This window comes from Sphingomonas sp. BAUL-RG-20F-R05-02, assembly GCF_022662305.1.
Taxonomy (GTDB): Bacteria; Pseudomonadota; Alphaproteobacteria; order Sphingomonadales; family Sphingomonadaceae; genus Sphingomonas.
This window is the reverse complement of sequence record NZ_JAKNQH010000004.1, coordinates 128,602-144,997: the sequence shown is the minus strand read 5'-3', so window position 1 is coordinate 144,997 and position 16,396 is coordinate 128,602. Positions and strand designations below refer to the sequence as shown.

Genomic DNA, 16,396 nt, shown 5'->3' with positions numbered 1-16,396 from the left:
CGCGGCGCAGTCGGGCTGGCGCTCGTGGTAAACGCGTCGCTCACCATAGAAATCCACCGGCGCGATCGTTTCAGCGGCGTGTCGCAAGCAATTGGCAAGGATCATGCGGCTAGGGTCACGCAGATGCTCCAGCCACTCAGCCCCATTCGTACGGCAGCACTATGCCTGTGCGTCGCCGTTGCAAGCGCGGCGGCGATGGCGAGTCAGGCGTGGCTGGCGGCCGTCGCCGCGCTGTTGCTGGTCGCAGCGGTCGCCGCGGTGCTGTTCCTGACCACACGGCGCGTCCACAAGCCGCTCGCCCTTGCCGACACGGCGGACCGGGTCGCGGCGCGGCTGGTGCGGGAGTTCGAGGAACAGGGCACCGGCTGGTTCTGGCAGACGGACAGCGACGGCAACGTTACCTACCTGTCGGCCAAGGTCGCCGCCGAACTCGACACCCCCGGCGCGCCGGCGATCGGCGCCGCCATGACCGCGCTGTTCCGCGTCGACACCAACACGGCGGAGACCGAGCGGACCATCGCCTTCCACCTTGCCTCGCGCACGGCCTTTTCCAACTATTCGGTTCGCCCGGCAGTGGCGGGCAAGCTCGATCGCTGGTGGTCGATGTCGGGACGGCCGATCACCGATGTCGACGGCATCTTCCTCGGTTTCATCGGCAACGGCAGCGATCTGACCGAACGCCGCCGCGCCGATGCCGAAATCGCGCGGCTGGCGCTGTTCGACAGCCTGACCGGGCTCGCCAACCGGCAGCGCATGCGGCAGTGGCTCGACCAGACGCTGGCGCAAGCGAGCGGCGCGCGCGGCACGGCGTTGTTCCTGCTAGATCTCGACCGGTTCAAGGCGGTGAACGACACGCTCGGCCACCAGACCGGAGATGCGTTGCTGAAGCAGGTTGCACAGCGGCTGGTGCGCGCCATCGGCGACAGCGGGCTGGTCGGTCGATTGGGCGGCGACGAGTTCAAGGTGATCCTGCCCGGTGAAACCAATCAGGATACGCTGAGCAGCATTGCGCGCACCGTGATCGATGCCTTGTCACAGCCCTATTCGATCGACGGCTCCTCGATCTCGATCGGCTGTTCGATCGGCATCGCGCTCGCACCGGAGAACGGCGGCGACGCCGAGACGCTGGTCCGCAACGCGGATCTCGCACTTTACGGCGCAAAGGGCGATGGACGCGGCATCCACCGCTTTTTCAAGACCGCCATGCTCGACGGTGCGCGCAGCCGCAAGCAGATCGAGGACGATCTGCGCAATGCACTCGCCGCTGACCAGTTCCACGTCGCCTATCAGCCGGTGGTCAGCACGGCGAGCGAGCGGATCGTCGGCTATGAGGCGCTGCTGCGCTGGGAGCATCCGACGCGCGGGCTGATCTCGCCGGCCGAGTTCGTGCCGGTGGCGGAGGATTGCGGGTTGATCGAAGCGATCGGCGAGTGGGTGTTGCGCACCGCCTGCATGGAGGCAGCCACGTGGCCGGCTGACGTGCGCGTGGCCGTCAACGTCTCGCCGATCCAGTTCGCCAACCCCGCGCTGCCCACCATTGTCACCTCCGCGCTCGCCAAGTCGGGGATCGCGCCCGGCCGGCTTGAACTCGAGATCACCGAGGGCGTGTTCCTTGACGAGACCACGTCATCGGAACAGATGTTCCGCACGCTGAAGGCGATCGGCGTACGGCTGGCGCTGGACGATTTCGGCACCGGATACTCGTCGCTCGGCTATCTGAAGAAAGCACCGTTCGACAAGATCAAGATCGACCAGAGTTTCGTGCGGGGCGCCGCGATGGCGGGTAACCGCAACGCCGCGATCATTCGCGCGATCGTGACGCTTGCCGACGCACTCGGCATGGAGACGACCGCCGAGGGCGTCGAGACGCATGACGAGATCGACCTGATCCGCACCCTGGGGTGCAGCCACATTCAGGGCTGGGTCTACGGCAAGGCGGCGCAGCCCGAGGAAGTACGACTGCAACTCGCCGCGCAAGGTGGCAAGGCGCTCGCCTCCGGCCATCGCAAGAGCCGCCCGCCCCGCCATGCCATGATTCGCACCGCGCGCATCCGCGTCGGCGAGGCGATCGGCGAAATCCGCATCCGCAACATGTCCCCCACCGGCGCGATGATCGACGGCATCGAGGTCGACGGCCAGGCGGTCGGCATGGACGTGATGATCGAACTGCTCGAAAACGAGATGTTCGCCGCCAAGCTGCGCTGGGCTGCGGATGGGCGCGCCGGTCTCGAATTCGAGCAGGCGTTCAACATGGAGCGGCTTGCCGCGCCGATGATCGCGCACCCGGTTCGCAAGACCGGCTAACGTCACAGGGTTTCGCCGTTCGGCCGATGACGCGCGGTTGCGGGCGCCTGCCACGACATCTGGTGGCGGCATCACCTGCAAAAGATTTCTGTGGATTTCCCGATCCGTTCTCTTGCGTTTCGTAGACGTGGCGGAAGTCCACGCGTCGCGCTTCGAATGGGGTCGGACGTGGCCAGCGCACGCACTAAAATCGCGACGAACGGAGTCCCGTGTCTGTCATTTACCGTCTTGCGGTCTGACGCGATCCGGCACAATCTGTAGGGGTAAGGTTGAGGGCACCACCCTAGAACTGGTAGAACACAGCGTGTGCCCCTATATCAGGGGTACGCCCGATGGCACTTTCCGGGCGGAAGCGGCCTCATTTTGTTCTCACCGGGAAACGCCCGGAATGATAGCATGGGGCACGGCCCCGATTCGGAACGGACCGCGAACACGGTTCCGTTACAACAGTTTGAACAGGGGCGAGACCGATGGATTTCAGGGACACCCAGGAAGTGAGCGCAACGATGGCGACCGACACGATCGAAGCGACCCGGCCCGACAGCAACGGCGCCGATCGCAAGCTGGCCGAACGCGGCGATTCAAAGGCGGTGAAGCCGCAGCTTTACCCGGTCGAGGTCGACCATTCGCGTGACGCGCTGCTCACTGATTTCGGCAAGGAGACGCTGACCGACCGCTATTTGCTGCCGGGCGAGCGGTTCCAGGATCTGTTCGTGCGCGTCGCCTCGGCCTATGCCGACGATGCTGGCCATGCCCAGCGGCTGTACGACTATATCTCGCAATTGTGGTTCATGCCGGCGACGCCAGTGCTGTCGAACGGCGGCACGGGCCGTGGCCTGCCGATCTCGTGCTTCCTTAATTCTGTGCCGGACAGCCTCAACGGCATCGTCGACACCTGGAACGAGAACGTCTGGCTCGCCTCGCGCGGCGGCGGCATCGGAACCTATTGGGGCAACGTGCGCGGTATCGGTGAGCCGGTCGGCCTCAACGGCAAGACCAGCGGCATCATCCCGTTCGTCCGCGTGATGGACAGCCTCACGCTCGCGATTTCGCAGGGCTCGCTGCGGCGCGGTTCGGCGGCGTGCTATCTCGACATCTCGCATCCAGAGATCGAGGAGTTCCTCGAAATCCGCAAACCCTCAGGCGATTTCAACCGCAAGGCGCTGAACCTCCACCACGGCGTGTTGATCCCCGATGCCTTCATGGAAGCGGTCCGCGCCGGCGCGGAATGGGATCTGCTCAGCCCCAAGGACGGTTCGGTGCGTGGCACGGTCGATGCACGCGCGCTATTCCAGAAGCTGGTCGAAACCCGCCTCGCCACCGGTGAGCCGTACATCGTGTTTGCCGATCAGGTGAACAAGAACATGCCCAAGCACCACCGTGAGCTTGGCCTCAAGGTATCGACCTCGAACCTGTGCAGCGAGATCACGCTGCCGACCGGCAAGGATCACCTCGGCAACGAACGCACGGCGGTGTGCTGCCTGTCGTCACTCAACCTCGAGACGTGGGACCAGTGGAAGGACGCCAAGGGCTTTATCGAGGACGTGATGCGTTTTCTCGACAACGTTCTGCAGGACTTTATCGAGCGTGCCGAGCCGGGCATGGAGCGTGCCGCTTATTCGGCGATGCGCGAGCGGTCGGTGGGCTTGGGCGTAATGGGCTTCCACTCGTTCCTGCAGGCGCGCGGACTCGCGTTCGAGGGTGCGATGGCGAAGTCGTGGAACCTGCGCATGTTCAAGCACATCAAGGCGCAGGTCGACGAAGCGTCGATGCACCTCGCGGTCGAGCGCGGCCCCTGCCCCGACGCCGCCGATCGCGGCGTGATGGAGCGGTTCTCGTGCAAGATGGCGATCGCGCCGACCGCGTCGATCTCGATCATCTGCGGCGGCACCAGTGCGTGCATCGAGCCGATCCCGGCCAATATCTACACGCACAAGACGCTGTCGGGCAGCTTCTCGATCAAGAATCCGTATCTTAAGAAACTGCTGATCGATAAATCGAAGAACTCGGATGCGATCTGGAACACGATCCTCGAACGCGGCGGTTCGGTGCAGCACCTCGATTTCCTCTCATCTGAGGAAAAGGACTGCTACAAGACCAGCTTCGAGATCGACCAGCGCTGGCTGATCGAGCTTCAGGCGGATCGTACGCCGTATATCGACCAGTCGACCTCGCTCAACCTGTTCATCCCGGCCGATGTCGAGAAGTGGGATCTGCTGATGCTGCACTTCCGCGCGTGGGAGCTCGGCATCAAGTCGCTCTACTATCTGCGCTCCAAGTCGGTGCAGCGCGCCGGGTTCGCGGGCGGTGTCGAAGCGGACAACACGATTGATGCGCCCAAGTTCGAGCTGGGCGAGTCGACCGATTACGACGAGTGTCTGGCCTGCCAGTAAGGTTGGGAGTCCCTGATGGGCCCAAGCCGATCAGGGATGCACCACGGCGGGCGGGTGCCCGGAGGAAGATAGTGATGACGACCGATCCGACGTACACAGCAAAACCCCCGGCCCGCGTATCGCGGACCGGGGGCAAAATGCTGTCGCGTCCGACAGGCGCGGACTTAGGCTTCTTCTTCGAAGCTCACCGCGACATCGCCATTGGCGGACAGGCGAACCTTGTCGCCCTCGACGTCGGCGACCAAGCCAAGCGAGATGAAGTGGTGATGCCCCTCATGCGCGCTGCTGCCTTCCTTGACCTGCGCACCGCTGTCCTTCTTGGTCAGCTTGATGCGGTCACCCTCGACATGGTCGACCGTGCCGACATGCACGCCGTCGGCGCCGATGACTTCCATATGCTCTTTGATTGCGCTTGCGTCGGCCATGGGAATTGCTCCTGCTTTGTGGTTGCGGCGAGTGAACGCATACGCACGCGAAACGATGCACGGGAGATGATGCGATGAAGCGCCTGTTGCCGATCGTCGCGCTCGCTTTGCCGCTCGCCGCGTGCGCCCACCGTGTCGCGAGCGTGGTGCAGCATACGCCGGACACGCCCGGTTTCCTGCTCGGGGTGTGGCACGGCTTCATCTTTCCGGTCGCGTGGGTGCTGTCGCTGTTCGTGCAAGGCGTGGCGGTCTATGCCGTGCCCAACCAGGGCGGCTGGTACGATTTCGGCTATTTCATCGGCATCGTGTTTCTCGGCGTCGGCTCGCACCGCACCCGCACCGTCTATGTCACGCGGGTGGTGCGGCGGTGACGTACCAGGTCGTCATCATGTACGTCGTCGCGGCGCTGTTCGCGCTGATCGGCGCCGGCCTGCTGCTCGCGCTGCTGCGCACGTCCGGCGCGGGAAAGGTGTATGCCTTCCGCATGGTCGGCATCATGGCGGTGGCGCTGGGTTTCGTGCTTGCCATGTCGGCGACCGCGATGTGGCGGTGGAGTACGGAACCGTGACCACGCAACCATATCGCCGTCGCATCGCCGCACATCCCGATCGGCCGTTAGTCGGTCACTTCACCGCATTTCCCTCGGCCCCATTCGCCAGTACCCCGGAGTAACCCCATGTCCCTCACTGAAGCGCGCAAGCAGTACAAGCCGTTCGAATACCCCTGGGCGTTCGATTTCTGGAAGCGTCAGCAGCAGATCCACTGGATGCCGGAGGAAGTGCCGCTCGGTGAGGATTGCCGTGACTGGGCGCAGAAACTGTCGGATCATGAGCGCAACCTGCTCACGCAGATCTTCCGCTTCTTCACGCAGGCCGATGTCGAGGTGCAGGATTGCTACCATGAGAAATACGGCCGCATTTTCAAGCCGACCGAGATCAAGATGATGCTTGCCGCCTTCTCCAACATGGAGACGGTGCATATCGCCGCGTACAGCCATCTGCTCGACACGATCGGTATGCCCGAGAGCGAGTATGGCGCCTTCCTCGAATATAGCGAGATGAAGGACAAGCACGATTACCTGCAGAACTTCGGTGTCGATACCGACGAGGACATCGCCAAGACGCTGGCGATGTTCGGCGGCTTCACCGAGGGGCTTCAATTGTTCGCCAGCTTCGCGATGCTGATGAACTTCCCGCGCTTCAACAAGATGAAGGGCATGGGGCAGATCGTAACCTGGTCGATCCGCGACGAGAGCCTGCACTGCGAAGGCATCATCAAGCTGTTCCACACCTTCGTGCGCGAACGCGACTGCCTCACCAAGTCGGTCAAGTCCGACATCCGCGACATGTGCCAGACCACGGTTCATCTCGAGGACAATTTCATCGATCTCGCCTTCGAAATGGGTCCGGTCAACGGCATGACCGCCAAGGAGATCAAGAAGTATATCCGCTACATCGCGGACTGGCGGCTGGGGCAGCTCGGCATGAAGCCGATCTACATGATCGACGAACATCCGCTGCCGTGGCTGGCGCCGATGCTCAACGGTGTCGAACACGCCAACTTCTTCGAGCAGCGCGCGACCGAATATTCCAAGGCAGCGACGCGCGGCAACTGGAACGAGGTGTGGGACTCGTTCGACAAGCGCCGCAAGGCGAAGGCCGGCCCGGCTGCGAACGAGGAGATCGGCGACGAAGGCGACATGTTCGCCCGCGCCGGCGTGGCGGCGGAGTAAGGGTCGAGCGGGCGGCGGGCGCCGTCCGCCAGCCTGATCGGCGGCGTCGCCGGGGGGGTTCATCCCGCGTGAGCGGTTTGCCCGCCGGAACGCCAGCCGACAGGCACCTGGTGACGAGCTGCCGAGTGACGCCAGACGCTCCTGCGGACGCTATACAATCACGCAAGCGCGATCGACGCACCGGACACGGTTACGTGTAGCCTCGGCGGAGTAGCGGACCGGCTATGCGTCGTAACGGTGTGGCATCGCGCACAAAGCGCGCCTAATCGTGACACAAATACAATCTGGAGAGAAACATGGCACGGATCGCGTTCATCGGGCTCGGCAACATGGGCGGCGGGATGGCCGCGAACCTCGCGCGGCACGGCCATGACGTACACGCCTTCGACGTTGCGCCGGACGCGCTCGAGCGTGCGGTCGCTTCGGGCTGCGTCGCCGCCAATAATGCTTCGGCCGCCTGCGAGGCTGCCGAGGTCGTTCTGACGATGCTCCCGGCCGGGCAGCATGTCGAGGCGGTGTACAGCGACAGCATATTCACCGCCGCCCCGCCCCAAGCCACCTTGATCGACTGTTCGACCATCGACGTTGCCACCGCCAAACGGGTCGCCGCGGCTGGCGCCGCCGCCGGCTTCGCCATGCTCGACGCGCCGGTGTCGGGCGGTATCGCAGCGGCGGCGGCGGGCACGCTGACGTTCATGGTGGGCGGTACGGACGCGGGCTTCGCAGTCGCGCAGCCATATCTATCGCAGATGGGCAAGACGGTCGTGCATGCCGGCGCGAGCGGGTCGGGTCAGGCGGCCAAGATCTGCAACAACATGATGCTCGGCGCGGAGATGATCGCTACATGCGAGGCATTCCTGCTTGCCGCCAAGCTAGGGCTTGATCCGCAGAAGTTCTTCGAGATCGCCAGCGTCAGTTCCGGGCAAAGCTGGTCGCTGACCACCTACGCACCGTGGCCTGGCGTCGGCCCGGAGACGCCTGCCGACCGGGGCTATCAAGGCGGGTTCGCGACCGCGCTGATGCTCAAGGATCTACGGCTGGCTGCGGAAGCGGCGGCATCGGTCGGCGCGGCTACCCCGATGGGCGCGCGCGCCACGCAACTCTACGAGGCATTCGCGGCGGACGGGCACGGCGCACGCGACTTCTCGGCGATCCTGACGATGTTGCAGGCGCAGTCGGACAACGAACGCTAACTCTCGTTCAGGCGGCGATCCTCGTCCGCGGTGACGCCGAGTTGCCGCCAGTCGAGATCCTCCTGTAGCTCGAGATACTGGTCGGGGCCGATCGCGTCCGCGTCGCGCAATTCGTCGAGCCGCTTGCGCTGCGCCAGCACCGCCGCCAGCGCCAGCCCGCGGCGGTGCGCGAGCGGCGCCTCGTGCGCGCGATCGTTCAGGCGATTCCGGTGTTCGCGGTAGATCGTGCGGATTTCCTCGGCGGTATCGCCCTCCTCCCCTTCCAACCGAGCCAGCGCGGCCTCGACGAGCGACAGCTGCGCGGCATCGCGCTCCCGGTTTGCATCCTCGTGCCGCTCCAGCTTCAGCCAGCGGATCAGCAGCGCCAGCGTCCCGCCTTGCAGCACCAATGTCGCCAGCACCACGGCAAAGGCCGTCAGCACGACGAGATTACGTTCGGGGAAATTGCCCGGCAGCGCGAAGGCGGTGGCGAGCGTGACCAGCCCGCGCATCCCTGCCCAGCCGATCAGGAATGTCTCGCTCCGCGATACCGGCTCCGGCCCACCGGTATGCTTGCAGCGCCACACTGCAACCACGCGGTACAGGAAGGCCAGGGCCAGCCGCGTCGCGATCACCGCCACCACAACCGCCCCGGCGAAACCCAGCGCGCGGGACAGTTGGGGCGCCGACATCGCGCCGACGATGCTGCGCGCCTGCATGCCCATCAGCAGAAAGGCGAGCACGTTCAGCAGGAACACCACCGTGGTCCACACCGCGAAGGAATGGACGCGCATACGCGGTGAATCGCGGACACTGGCATGGGTCGCAATCGTCATCGCGCTGGCGACGGTGGCAAGAACCGGCGACAGGTGGAGCCGCTCCGCAATCAGCCAGGTGGCGAAGGCATGCACAAACTGGAGCAGCGTTCCGCCTACCGAGTTATCGGCAAGCGGCCGCACGCGCGAGACGAGCAGGCCGTAACCAACGCCGAACGCGATCCCGCCCGGCACCGCCAGACCAAGCCGCAGCGCGGTGGCACCATCGATGCCGCCATGCGCCTGGATGGCGAGCGCGCCGCTGAACAGCAGCAGGGTCGTCGCATCGTTGAACAGGCTTTCGCCCTTGAGCAGCGCGTCCACCCGACGCGCTACCGGCAGGTTGACCAGCACCGCCGTCGTCGCGGCGGCATCGGGCGGCGAAACGATGGCGCCGAGCGTGACGGCGACCACCAGCGGCAACCCGAACCCGGCCGAGCCGATCGCCACCACCACCGCCGTGGTCAACACCACCGCGCCGACCGCGAAGACGATCAGCGGCACCATCAGCCGCCAGGCCGCGCGGAGCGGAAAGTCATAGGCGGAATCGATCAATATCGGCGCGATGAACAGGGCGAGTGCGGTGTGCGGGTCGATCGGGATGTTCGGCGCGGACGGCAGCGCCGCCACCGCACAGCCGGTCGCGGCGAGGATACCGGGATAGGGCAATTGCATCCGCCGCGTGGCTTGCAGCAGCAGCACGGCAACCGCGAGCAGCGCGATGACGCTTTCGAAATAGCTCATATTCGTGTTCGGACCGCGGGAAGACGCAAGCAATCCGGCGCGTGATCGTTGACCACGCCGACCGCCTGCATCCAGGCGTGGACGATCACCCGCCCGACGAACTTGAAGCCGTGCGCCGTTAGCGCCGCCGACAGTCCGGCCTGAACGGCATTATGATGGGCGATCATCGCGGGATCGTCGCCGCACCAGCTACAGCGCGTCATGTCCGTCACTGGCCTGTCGTGTTGCACGGTGTTCGCCAATGGGATGCTCCGCGCGAAATGGATTCGACAGTGTAACCCGCGAGTGACGCAGACGGTCCGTCAGGAACGTCGCGCCGCGTTTGCACGTTGACGCAGGCGACGCATGCTACAGGAGACGACACGTGGCTCAGAACGCAATCACGCTGCTCAAGGCCGATCATCGCAAGGTCGAGGATTTGTTCTCCGAATACGAAAGCGCAAAAGGCGCCGCCGCCAAGCGCAAGCTGGCCGAACAGATCTGCCTAGAATTGACCGTGCACACGCAGATCGAGGAAGAGATTTTCTACCCGGCCTGCAAGGGCAAGGTGGAGGGCGACCTGCTTGACGAAAGCTATGTCGAGCATGACGGCGCCAAGGTGCTGATCGCCGAGATCGAGAACGGCAAGCCCAGCCACGCCTATTACGACGCCAAGGTGACGGTGCTCGCCGAGCAGATCAAGCATCACGTCCACGAGGAAGAGGCGTTCCTCAAGGGCCTATTCGCGCAGGCGCGCCGCACCGATCTTGATCTCGACGCACTCGGCGAGGAGCTTGAGGCGCGCAAGGAAGAACTGGTTGCGGAGTACAAGAAGAAGCTGCCGACGCCCAAGGCGCGCACGTTCGAGACGGTGAAGTTGGGCTGACCTGTGCGGGGCTGAGGTGGACGCCTCAGCCCCGCCACGCGCGAAGCGCCGCCTCATAGCTCTCGCGCTCCGCGTCGATATGCGTTTGCAGGCGGTCCCGCTCGCGTTGCGCTTCTCGTTCGACACGGGCGCGATCTCGTGCGAGATCGCTTTCGCGCCGGGCGATCTCCTCTAGCGCATCGTGCTTCTGGCTTTCGGCGTCGGTCAGCGCCTGTTCGGCCGCCTCAAGACATGCGCGCGACGGTTTCGGGCGCGGCGGCGCGGACGGGCGCGGCGATCCTTTCGGCGCGGCGGTCTTCGGTACTTTGGTTCTCGGCGGATCGGGGGGAAGTGCTGCAATCTGTTCGGCAGTCGTCCCGCGCGAGCGGCGGATGACGACGCCCGGCTGTGCCAGCGGCTCTTCGATCAGGCCGGGATCGTCGACCTGCTCGGCAATACCGCGTGCGAACAGATTGGCTGTGCTGCCCCACGCCTCTAGCGCCGCCTTCTGACTTGGCGCCGCGACATAGGCGTCGTGAAAGCCGATTGGCGTGCGGTAAACCTTCAGGGCCTGCTTGCGCGCCATAGAACGATCAGCGCCGCAGCCTTCTGTCGTTCGCCTTTACCCCGCTCCGCAACGGAGCCAGCGTAGCCGTAGGCAGCGCTGCCAGCGCAGCCATCGCGGCGAGATTGCGCTCAGCCAGGCGCATCCAGTCCTGCGCCCACAGGATCCTGCCGCTCGCCATTTGGCCGAGCGCGCGCGCATTCGCATCGGCCGCGCGGTGTACCGCACCACCGGCGGCAGTGACCGACTCGCCCGAAGCGTTGAACGCGCCGACCTTCTCGCTCACCATGCGGTTCAATTCGACATGGTCGGCGGCGATCGGGTTCTGCATCGCCGCGACGATGGTCGGCAGCCGCGCGGCGATAACACGCTGCGCGCCCATCATCATTTCCACCATGTCGCTGTTCCACCGGGCGGTAGCGAGCGGCCAACTCCACAAGGTCAGCGCATTCTCGGTCACGGAAGGCATGAGGCGTCCTTATGATGCTGTGCCGCGACAACGCCTGATGGTCTCGTCCGCTCCATCCTGAAGACGTCTTGCGCGAAACGAAGGTGCGCTATCCGAACAGCAAAAGGCGGGACGCTCCGGTCGAGAGCGCCCCGCCTATCGTCAGTGCCGTCGCCGCATGCGCGGCAACGTCCGCATTACATGGCGCCGGAGCTCATCGTGCCGAGCATCTCGATATGGTGCTGGATGACCGGAACGATCTTGGCAGCTACGGCCTTGAGCGGTGCGGACTTGCCGTTGCTGGCGTAGCCCTGATGCAGCGCAAGCGCCTCCTGGTGGGCCATTTTCTGCTGCTTGATATAGAGTGCATCGCGTGCCGGGCCACTCGCCTTCTGCAAGGCGGCGATGTCACGTACCTGCTTCGGCATCAGCTTGGGCGGTGCAACCATAATCTGCGCTTCAGCGGCAGCCGCCTTGACGTCGGCCGTGCTCTGCGTGTGGTCCTGAACCATCGTCGTTGCGAAGTCATGGATCTGGGGGTTCTGCGAATCCATCATCAGCTGTGCGGACTGGATCTCGAACAGGTCGCTTGCGCCAGCTTTCATGACATAGGCCGAGTCCGACATCGGTGCGGCCATGACGATGGCGGGCGTTGCGACAAGAGCAAGCGCGGTCAGGGATTTCAGCATCTATAGTCTCCTCAAGATTAGCCGGAAACGACCGGCGAGATCTTGGCAGCGGAGCGTTTGGCGGGGCCGGCAGTTCCGGGAACGCCTCGGATAATCTGCCTGATTGAAATCAAGCTGCGTACAGCGCTGGGAAAACATGCATCTCGATGCCTCAGAGTGCGACCGGCAGGCGCGATCCTGCGTTGAACATGCATAAGGAGATGAAGAATGCCGAAAGACACGATCCCTAACCCACCCAAAGGCGCTGCGATTGCCGATCATGACATCGACGTTCAGGATAGCGCGCTGGGTAACGGCCCCGGCTATTCTGGCCAGGAATATGACAGCCAGCGCCACGCAGGCGTCCGTGCCATGAACGAGAGCACCAGCGAAGGCATATCGAAGCCAGACGATCGCAGCGCCGACACGATCCTGCCCGACAACGGGAAGCGCGCCTCGTTCGACTATGCGACCGGCGCGGTACACGGTAGCGGCGCCGGTGCCGGCGGCGGCAATAGCGGTGAGGACTTTTCAAGCGATGATGCGGGTGGCGACGGTTTCCCGCTCGATCAGGCGATCACCGGTGACGACGAACCCGTCCCGGACAAACAGTAACCCTCCTCGACAGCTTCGGGTGATAGCGTTACCACGTCCTGCATCGACGCCCAAACACACGGCGGGATGCAGGAGAGGCGGGAGCGATGAAAGCTAACATTCCGGTGGCCGTGGCATTAGTCGCCGCCGCCCTTGCAACGCTGACCGCCGCAGCCCCCGTTGCGCAGCCAGGCGGCGCCAGGTTCGATTGGGTCGAATATCGCAATGAGGATGGCGCAGCGCCTCCGGCTGGGCAGTTTCACAACCCGATCCTCTCCGGTTTCTATTCCGACCCAAGCATCGTACGCGTCGGTAGCGATTACTACCTGGTGACCTCGACCTTCTCGTGGTTCCCCGGGATCCCGGTCTTTCATAGCCGCGATCTGATCCACTGGCGGCAGATCGGCAACGCGATCGCCCGCGCCGGTCCGGGCAAGTCGGCGCAACTCGATTTCGGCAAGCTCGGTATGTCGCGCGGCGTGTTCGCGTCGGCGATCAGCCATCACAACGGTCGCTTCTACATCGTCAACACCTGTGTCGATTGCGGTGGCAACTTCGTCATCACCGCGACCAACCCGGCCGGGCCGTGGTCCGACCCGGTGTGGTTGAAAAGCGTGGAGGGGATCGACCCGGCGCTGTTCTTCGACGAGGACGGCCGCGCCTGGCTGGTCAACAACCGCGCGCCTGCAGGCACCCCCCGCTACGAGGGCCATCGCGCGATCTGGATCGAGCAGTTCGATCCGGTCACGATGAAGATGCTCGGCAACGCGAAGATGATCGTCGATGGCGGTGTCGATCCCGCCGCCAAACCGGTCTGGATCGAGGGGCCGCACCTCTACAAGGTTGACGGCAAATACTATCTAATGGCGGCGGAGGGCGGCACCAGCGTCAATCACAGCGAGGTGGTGTTCCGCGCCGATACGGTAGATGGGCCGTACCGCCCCGCCCCGCCCGCGATCAACCCGATCCTGACGCAACGCGATCTGCCCGCCGCTCGCTCCGCGCCGATCAGCGCGACCGGCCATGCCGATCTGGTGCAACTGCCGGACGGACGCTGGTGGTCGGTATTCCTCGGTACGCGGCCCTATGCGGCGGATTTCTACAATACCGGACGCGAGACCTTCCTGCTGCCGGTTTCCTGGCAAGGCGGGTGGCCGGTGATCCTGCCGCGCGGCAAGGCGGTACCGACGACCCTGCCGGCACCGCTGCCGGCCACGGACGTGAGCGCGCCACCGCTAACCGGCAGTTTCACCGCGCGTGACGATTTCAGCACCCCGCGTCTCGGGCTCGAATGGATGGCGATGCGTGGTGCGCCGGTTCAGCCCGCAGGCGGTGCGCTTACGCTGACGCCGGGACGCGACGGGCTCGGCGATTTCGGGCGGCCCGCGTTCGTCGCCCGACGCCAGCAAAATGCTGACGCCACCATCACGACGGCACTGCGTTTCACGCCACATGAGGGCGAGATGGCCGGTCTCGCCGCGCTGCAGAATGACGACTTCTTTCTGACAATCGCACTCACGCGACATGATGGCCGAGACATGATCCGGGTGGCACGCCGAGCCGGCAAGCAGGACCCGCGCGACGGCGTAACCATCGCTGAGCACCCGTTGCCCGCGGGCGCAGTACGCATGCGTATCGCCGCACATGGCGGTCATTACGATTTCGCTTATGCACAAGGCGCACGGTGGGTGCCGGTCGCCACCGGCGTAGACGCCACCAACCTCAGCACCGCCAGCGCGGGCGGATTCGTCGGCACGATGATCGGACCGTTCGCGCAAGGCCGCCGCGACTAAGGCGAGCAAGGAGTGAAAAGGATGGAGCGGGTGAAGGGAACAGGCCGTAAACGTAAGTGGCTTCGCGCTCAGCTCTGAGCCAAAAAGCTGACAGACTGAAAGCGCCCATTTCTCGCCGTCCTGGGCGGGGATTGGCTTACCCGATAGCCGCCGCCTCGAGTCGGTCAATTAGCTTGAAGCCAACATACTCGTCGCGGCGGTAAGAGTGACGCGTTCGGCTACCGCGCCGCCATCGATAATATACGTCCCAATAGCTCATTACCCGGCGTTTAGTCGTGTTCCAGTATGCTTCATTCTGGACAATGAAAGCAGCAACCGTCTGAGCATCGAGGAGTGTAAGCGCACTATAAATGTCGTCCAGAATTTCGACGATGTACTCGCCGATGAGGGCCACGATGAACGGAACGGCCCAAGGCTGCAAATCGGCCATTACATCGCGGGCGGCGCGTTGACGCTCGAACCCGTCATTGCTCCGGGTCTGCAACGCGCGAGCAAAACGCCACGCTGTATCGCTGTCAGCAATCCCAAGCCGGTCGGAGGCGAAGTGCAGCCGCGCCGGGATGAGTACACTTTGTCCATCGACTTGGACCGTAAAGCGCTCTGTCCACTGACGCCGAGCAAGGAGTCGAGCAACACCATTACCGGCGGATAGTGCCTCTTGGCGATGGTCCGCAGAGAACGCTTCCGCCAGCATAGATCCATTGATTGTGGTCAGCATCGGTTGGTCGCTCATTGCGATAACCTACGCTGACACCGAACGTCCGCAATCGACTTTTCTGTTGGCAAAGCCGTCCTTCCGCAATCCACCAGACAAGGGCATTCCAAAGCTTTTGCGCCGCACGGGTCGCTCAAAAGCCGACCTGCGGCTATCGGGAAGAAAAGCAGTCGGACCGCTCCCGCCGATTTGCAGGCATTCCCTTTTTAATTCAGCAGCCAACTCATGTGCATCAACCTTTCGGCGATCAGCCTTTGCGCGATCCTCGAACGGCCCGGTCTTTATGTCATTCATATACCGCTTGATTTGTGGAATGCTGCCAAACCAAATGATGAGTAGAAGGGCCGGGATGAGCAAGAGCGGCAGGTAGCTACAGTCCGGGTCCGGATCGGGTGCCGCGAGAACAAACGCGTCAGCTTGCGGATTGTATGCGACAATAGTTCCTTTCCTATCATCTGCAGGCTGCTACGTCCCAGGCGACATTGTGCCTGGTCATTGATCGCTGCTTACGTGAGACGATTTGACGGCATCAGCCAGCATCGACCTAGCGAATCGTCTAATTGTGGTGGATCAAAAGGAGCGAGGCCTGACCCAAGATAAAAGGTCAGCTCGCCAAACCTTTGAGCTCCATCGATATCGTAGAGGTCGACATGCACAAAGTCGGAGGTCGACCCTAGGATCTCCGCGCCCGCGATCATGTCCGCCAAGGTCGCGGGCGTTTTGACACCAGCGCGATCGTCGTCGGTCGACAGCCTGTGCCAGCTTCGGTCGTACATCGTCTATCGCTGCCCCTGCTCGCGCTCGACATGGACCTGGGTCGCCTCGACGCGGCCGTTGAAAACGTAGAGCTTGTAATCGATCGGCAGCTTGTGCGCGGTGCCGATGAACGGTTCGATCAGCAGCCCGCGGGGCACATCACGTAGCCCCATTCGTCCAGCCACCGACCATAAGGACGCCGCATCCATGCCGCCGCCGCGCGCCGCACCGCGCTCCAGTCTTCATCCCCGCTGCGCACGGCGCCTGTCTGCTTGACCCCCAGCTTGTCTGTTAGAAGTGCGATACGAGGATCTCGATCGACCAGTTTGCGGCGCTGGATCAGCTCAGTGCAGCGGCTAGGCTGCGCGGGCGACAAGCGTCGTTGGTGACGTCACAGATATGTCAGGTGTATGCGGAGCAGGGTGCCG

The 16,396-nt window shown here is 63.9% G+C and carries 18 protein-coding genes; 9 read left to right on the top strand and 9 right to left on the bottom strand.

The window, feature by feature from the left end; translation table 11 throughout:
* The first annotated feature begins 123 nt into the window (after positions 1 to 123).
* On the top strand, positions 124 to 2,304 hold the full coding sequence (locus L8F97_RS10815; RefSeq protein WP_242149390.1) for a putative bifunctional diguanylate cyclase/phosphodiesterase: 2,181 nt from the start codon (positions 124 to 126) through the stop codon (positions 2,302 to 2,304).
* A 470-nt stretch (positions 2,305 to 2,774) separates the two neighbouring features.
* Positions 2,775 to 4,697, top strand: coding sequence for a ribonucleoside-diphosphate reductase subunit alpha (locus L8F97_RS10810; protein ID WP_242149387.1), 1,923 nt, complete (start codon positions 2,775 to 2,777; stop codon positions 4,695 to 4,697).
* A 164-nt stretch (positions 4,698 to 4,861) separates the two neighbouring features.
* Here the strand turns inward: L8F97_RS10810 and L8F97_RS10805 are convergent, their stop codons facing one another.
* Positions 4,862 to 5,122, bottom strand: coding sequence for a DUF2171 domain-containing protein (locus tag L8F97_RS10805; RefSeq protein WP_242149384.1), 261 nt, complete (start codon positions 5,120 to 5,122; stop codon positions 4,862 to 4,864).
* Positions 5,123 to 5,196: 74 nt separating this feature from the next.
* Between L8F97_RS10805 and L8F97_RS10800 the strand changes: the two genes are divergently transcribed.
* The 4 genes from L8F97_RS10800 (at position 5,197) to mmsB (ending at position 8,047) form a co-directional block, all read left to right on the top strand.
* Complete coding sequence (locus L8F97_RS10800) at positions 5,197 to 5,493, top strand: hypothetical protein (protein WP_242149383.1); 297 nt, start codon at positions 5,197 to 5,199, stop codon at positions 5,491 to 5,493.
* Positions 5,490 to 5,690 carry a hypothetical protein gene (locus L8F97_RS10795; protein WP_242149380.1) on the top strand — a complete coding sequence of 67 codons (201 nt, stop codon included), beginning with the start codon at positions 5,490 to 5,492 and terminating at the stop codon, positions 5,688 to 5,690. Before L8F97_RS10800 ends, L8F97_RS10795 begins: the two co-directional genes overlap by 4 nt.
* Before the next feature lie 108 nt (positions 5,691 to 5,798).
* On the top strand, positions 5,799 to 6,854 hold the full coding sequence (locus tag L8F97_RS10790; RefSeq protein WP_242149377.1) for a ribonucleotide-diphosphate reductase subunit beta: 1,056 nt from the start codon (positions 5,799 to 5,801) through the stop codon (positions 6,852 to 6,854).
* A gap of 296 nt (positions 6,855 to 7,150) precedes the next feature.
* Positions 7,151 to 8,047 (top strand): 3-hydroxyisobutyrate dehydrogenase, encoded by an 897-nt coding sequence (mmsB, locus tag L8F97_RS10785; protein ID WP_242149375.1) that lies wholly within the window; start codon positions 7,151 to 7,153, stop codon positions 8,045 to 8,047.
* Here mmsB and L8F97_RS10780 read toward each other — a convergent pair.
* Complete coding sequence (locus tag L8F97_RS10780; protein WP_242149372.1) at positions 8,044 to 9,585, bottom strand: cation:proton antiporter; 1,542 nt, start codon at positions 9,583 to 9,585, stop codon at positions 8,044 to 8,046. The genes mmsB and L8F97_RS10780 overlap by 4 nt on opposite strands.
* A complete protein-coding gene (locus L8F97_RS10775) occupies positions 9,582 to 9,827 on the bottom strand; it encodes a DNA-3-methyladenine glycosylase I (protein WP_409929037.1) in 246 nt (81 codons plus the stop codon). Before L8F97_RS10775 ends, L8F97_RS10780 begins: the two co-directional genes overlap by 4 nt.
* A gap of 122 nt (positions 9,828 to 9,949) precedes the next feature.
* Between L8F97_RS10775 and L8F97_RS10770 the strand changes: the two genes are divergently transcribed.
* Entirely contained in the window at positions 9,950 to 10,450 is a 501-nt protein-coding gene (locus L8F97_RS10770) for a hemerythrin domain-containing protein (protein ID WP_242149368.1), read from the top strand.
* 25 nt (positions 10,451 to 10,475) lie between these two features.
* Here L8F97_RS10770 and L8F97_RS10765 read toward each other — a convergent pair whose 3' ends face one another.
* The 3 genes from L8F97_RS10765 to L8F97_RS10755 form a co-directional block, all read right to left on the bottom strand.
* Positions 10,476 to 11,015, bottom strand: coding sequence for a hypothetical protein (locus L8F97_RS10765; protein WP_242149365.1), 540 nt, complete (start codon positions 11,013 to 11,015; stop codon positions 10,476 to 10,478).
* 7 nt (positions 11,016 to 11,022) lie between these two features.
* Positions 11,023 to 11,463 (bottom strand): hypothetical protein, encoded by a 441-nt coding sequence (locus L8F97_RS10760; RefSeq protein ID WP_242149363.1) that lies wholly within the window; start codon positions 11,461 to 11,463, stop codon positions 11,023 to 11,025.
* A 176-nt stretch (positions 11,464 to 11,639) separates the two neighbouring features.
* The gene (locus tag L8F97_RS10755; protein ID WP_242149360.1) at positions 11,640 to 12,131 is read right to left on the bottom strand and encodes a DUF4142 domain-containing protein; all 492 of its coding nucleotides are present in this window, start codon (positions 12,129 to 12,131) and stop codon (positions 11,640 to 11,642) included.
* 207 nt (positions 12,132 to 12,338) lie between these two features.
* On the opposite strand from L8F97_RS10755, the gene L8F97_RS10750 reads away from it, so the two are divergent.
* The gene (locus L8F97_RS10750) at positions 12,339 to 12,725 is read left to right on the top strand and encodes a hypothetical protein (protein ID WP_242149357.1); all 387 of its coding nucleotides are present in this window, start codon (positions 12,339 to 12,341) and stop codon (positions 12,723 to 12,725) included.
* 86 nt (positions 12,726 to 12,811) lie between these two features.
* Positions 12,812 to 14,497 (top strand): glycoside hydrolase family 43 protein, encoded by a 1,686-nt coding sequence (locus L8F97_RS10745; RefSeq protein WP_242149354.1) that lies wholly within the window; start codon positions 12,812 to 12,814, stop codon positions 14,495 to 14,497.
* Between the two features lie 136 nt (positions 14,498 to 14,633).
* Here the strand turns inward: L8F97_RS10745 and L8F97_RS10740 are convergent, their stop codons facing one another.
* The 3 genes from L8F97_RS10740 to L8F97_RS10735 form a co-directional block, all read right to left on the bottom strand.
* Positions 14,634 to 15,230 carry a hypothetical protein gene (locus L8F97_RS10740; protein ID WP_242149352.1) on the bottom strand — a complete coding sequence of 199 codons (597 nt, stop codon included), beginning with the start codon at positions 15,228 to 15,230 and terminating at the stop codon, positions 14,634 to 14,636.
* A 488-nt stretch (positions 15,231 to 15,718) separates the two neighbouring features.
* Entirely contained in the window at positions 15,719 to 15,988 is a 270-nt protein-coding gene (locus L8F97_RS22975; RefSeq protein WP_409929036.1) for an ATP-grasp fold amidoligase family protein, read from the bottom strand.
* Positions 15,989 to 15,991: 3 nt separating this feature from the next.
* Positions 15,992 to 16,177, bottom strand: a complete 186-nt coding sequence (locus L8F97_RS10735) for a hypothetical protein (protein WP_242149350.1) — start codon at positions 16,175 to 16,177, stop codon at positions 15,992 to 15,994.
* Positions 16,178 to 16,396: the final 219 nt, after the last annotated feature.

Coding starts and splice junctions, on each gene's coding strand:
- L8F97_RS10780 (WP_242149372.1), bottom strand. CDS start 9,585: ATGAGCTATTTCGAAAGCGTCATCGCGCTGCTCGCGGTTGCCGTGCTG.
- L8F97_RS10790 (WP_242149377.1), top strand. CDS start 5,799: ATGTCCCTCACTGAAGCGCGCAAGCAGTACAAGCCGTTCGAATACCCC.
- L8F97_RS10800 (WP_242149383.1), top strand. CDS start 5,197: ATGAAGCGCCTGTTGCCGATCGTCGCGCTCGCTTTGCCGCTCGCCGCG.
- L8F97_RS10760 (WP_242149363.1), bottom strand. CDS start 11,463: ATGCCTTCCGTGACCGAGAATGCGCTGACCTTGTGGAGTTGGCCGCTC.
- L8F97_RS10735 (WP_242149350.1), bottom strand. CDS start 16,177: ATGGATGCGGCGTCCTTATGGTCGGTGGCTGGACGAATGGGGCTACGT.
- L8F97_RS10755 (WP_242149360.1), bottom strand. CDS start 12,131: ATGCTGAAATCCCTGACCGCGCTTGCTCTTGTCGCAACGCCCGCCATC.
- L8F97_RS10805 (WP_242149384.1), bottom strand. CDS start 5,122: ATGGCCGACGCAAGCGCAATCAAAGAGCATATGGAAGTCATCGGCGCC.
- L8F97_RS10750 (WP_242149357.1), top strand. CDS start 12,339: ATGCCGAAAGACACGATCCCTAACCCACCCAAAGGCGCTGCGATTGCC.
- L8F97_RS10765 (WP_242149365.1), bottom strand. CDS start 11,015: ATGGCGCGCAAGCAGGCCCTGAAGGTTTACCGCACGCCAATCGGCTTT.
- L8F97_RS22975 (WP_409929036.1), bottom strand. CDS start 15,988: ATGTACGACCGAAGCTGGCACAGGCTGTCGACCGACGACGATCGCGCT.
- L8F97_RS10740 (WP_242149352.1), bottom strand. CDS start 15,230: ATGAGCGACCAACCGATGCTGACCACAATCAATGGATCTATGCTGGCG.
- L8F97_RS10810 (WP_242149387.1), top strand. CDS start 2,775: ATGGATTTCAGGGACACCCAGGAAGTGAGCGCAACGATGGCGACCGAC.
- L8F97_RS10745 (WP_242149354.1), top strand. CDS start 12,812: ATGAAAGCTAACATTCCGGTGGCCGTGGCATTAGTCGCCGCCGCCCTT.
- mmsB (WP_242149375.1), top strand. CDS start 7,151: ATGGCACGGATCGCGTTCATCGGGCTCGGCAACATGGGCGGCGGGATG.
- L8F97_RS10815 (WP_242149390.1), top strand. CDS start 124: ATGCTCCAGCCACTCAGCCCCATTCGTACGGCAGCACTATGCCTGTGC.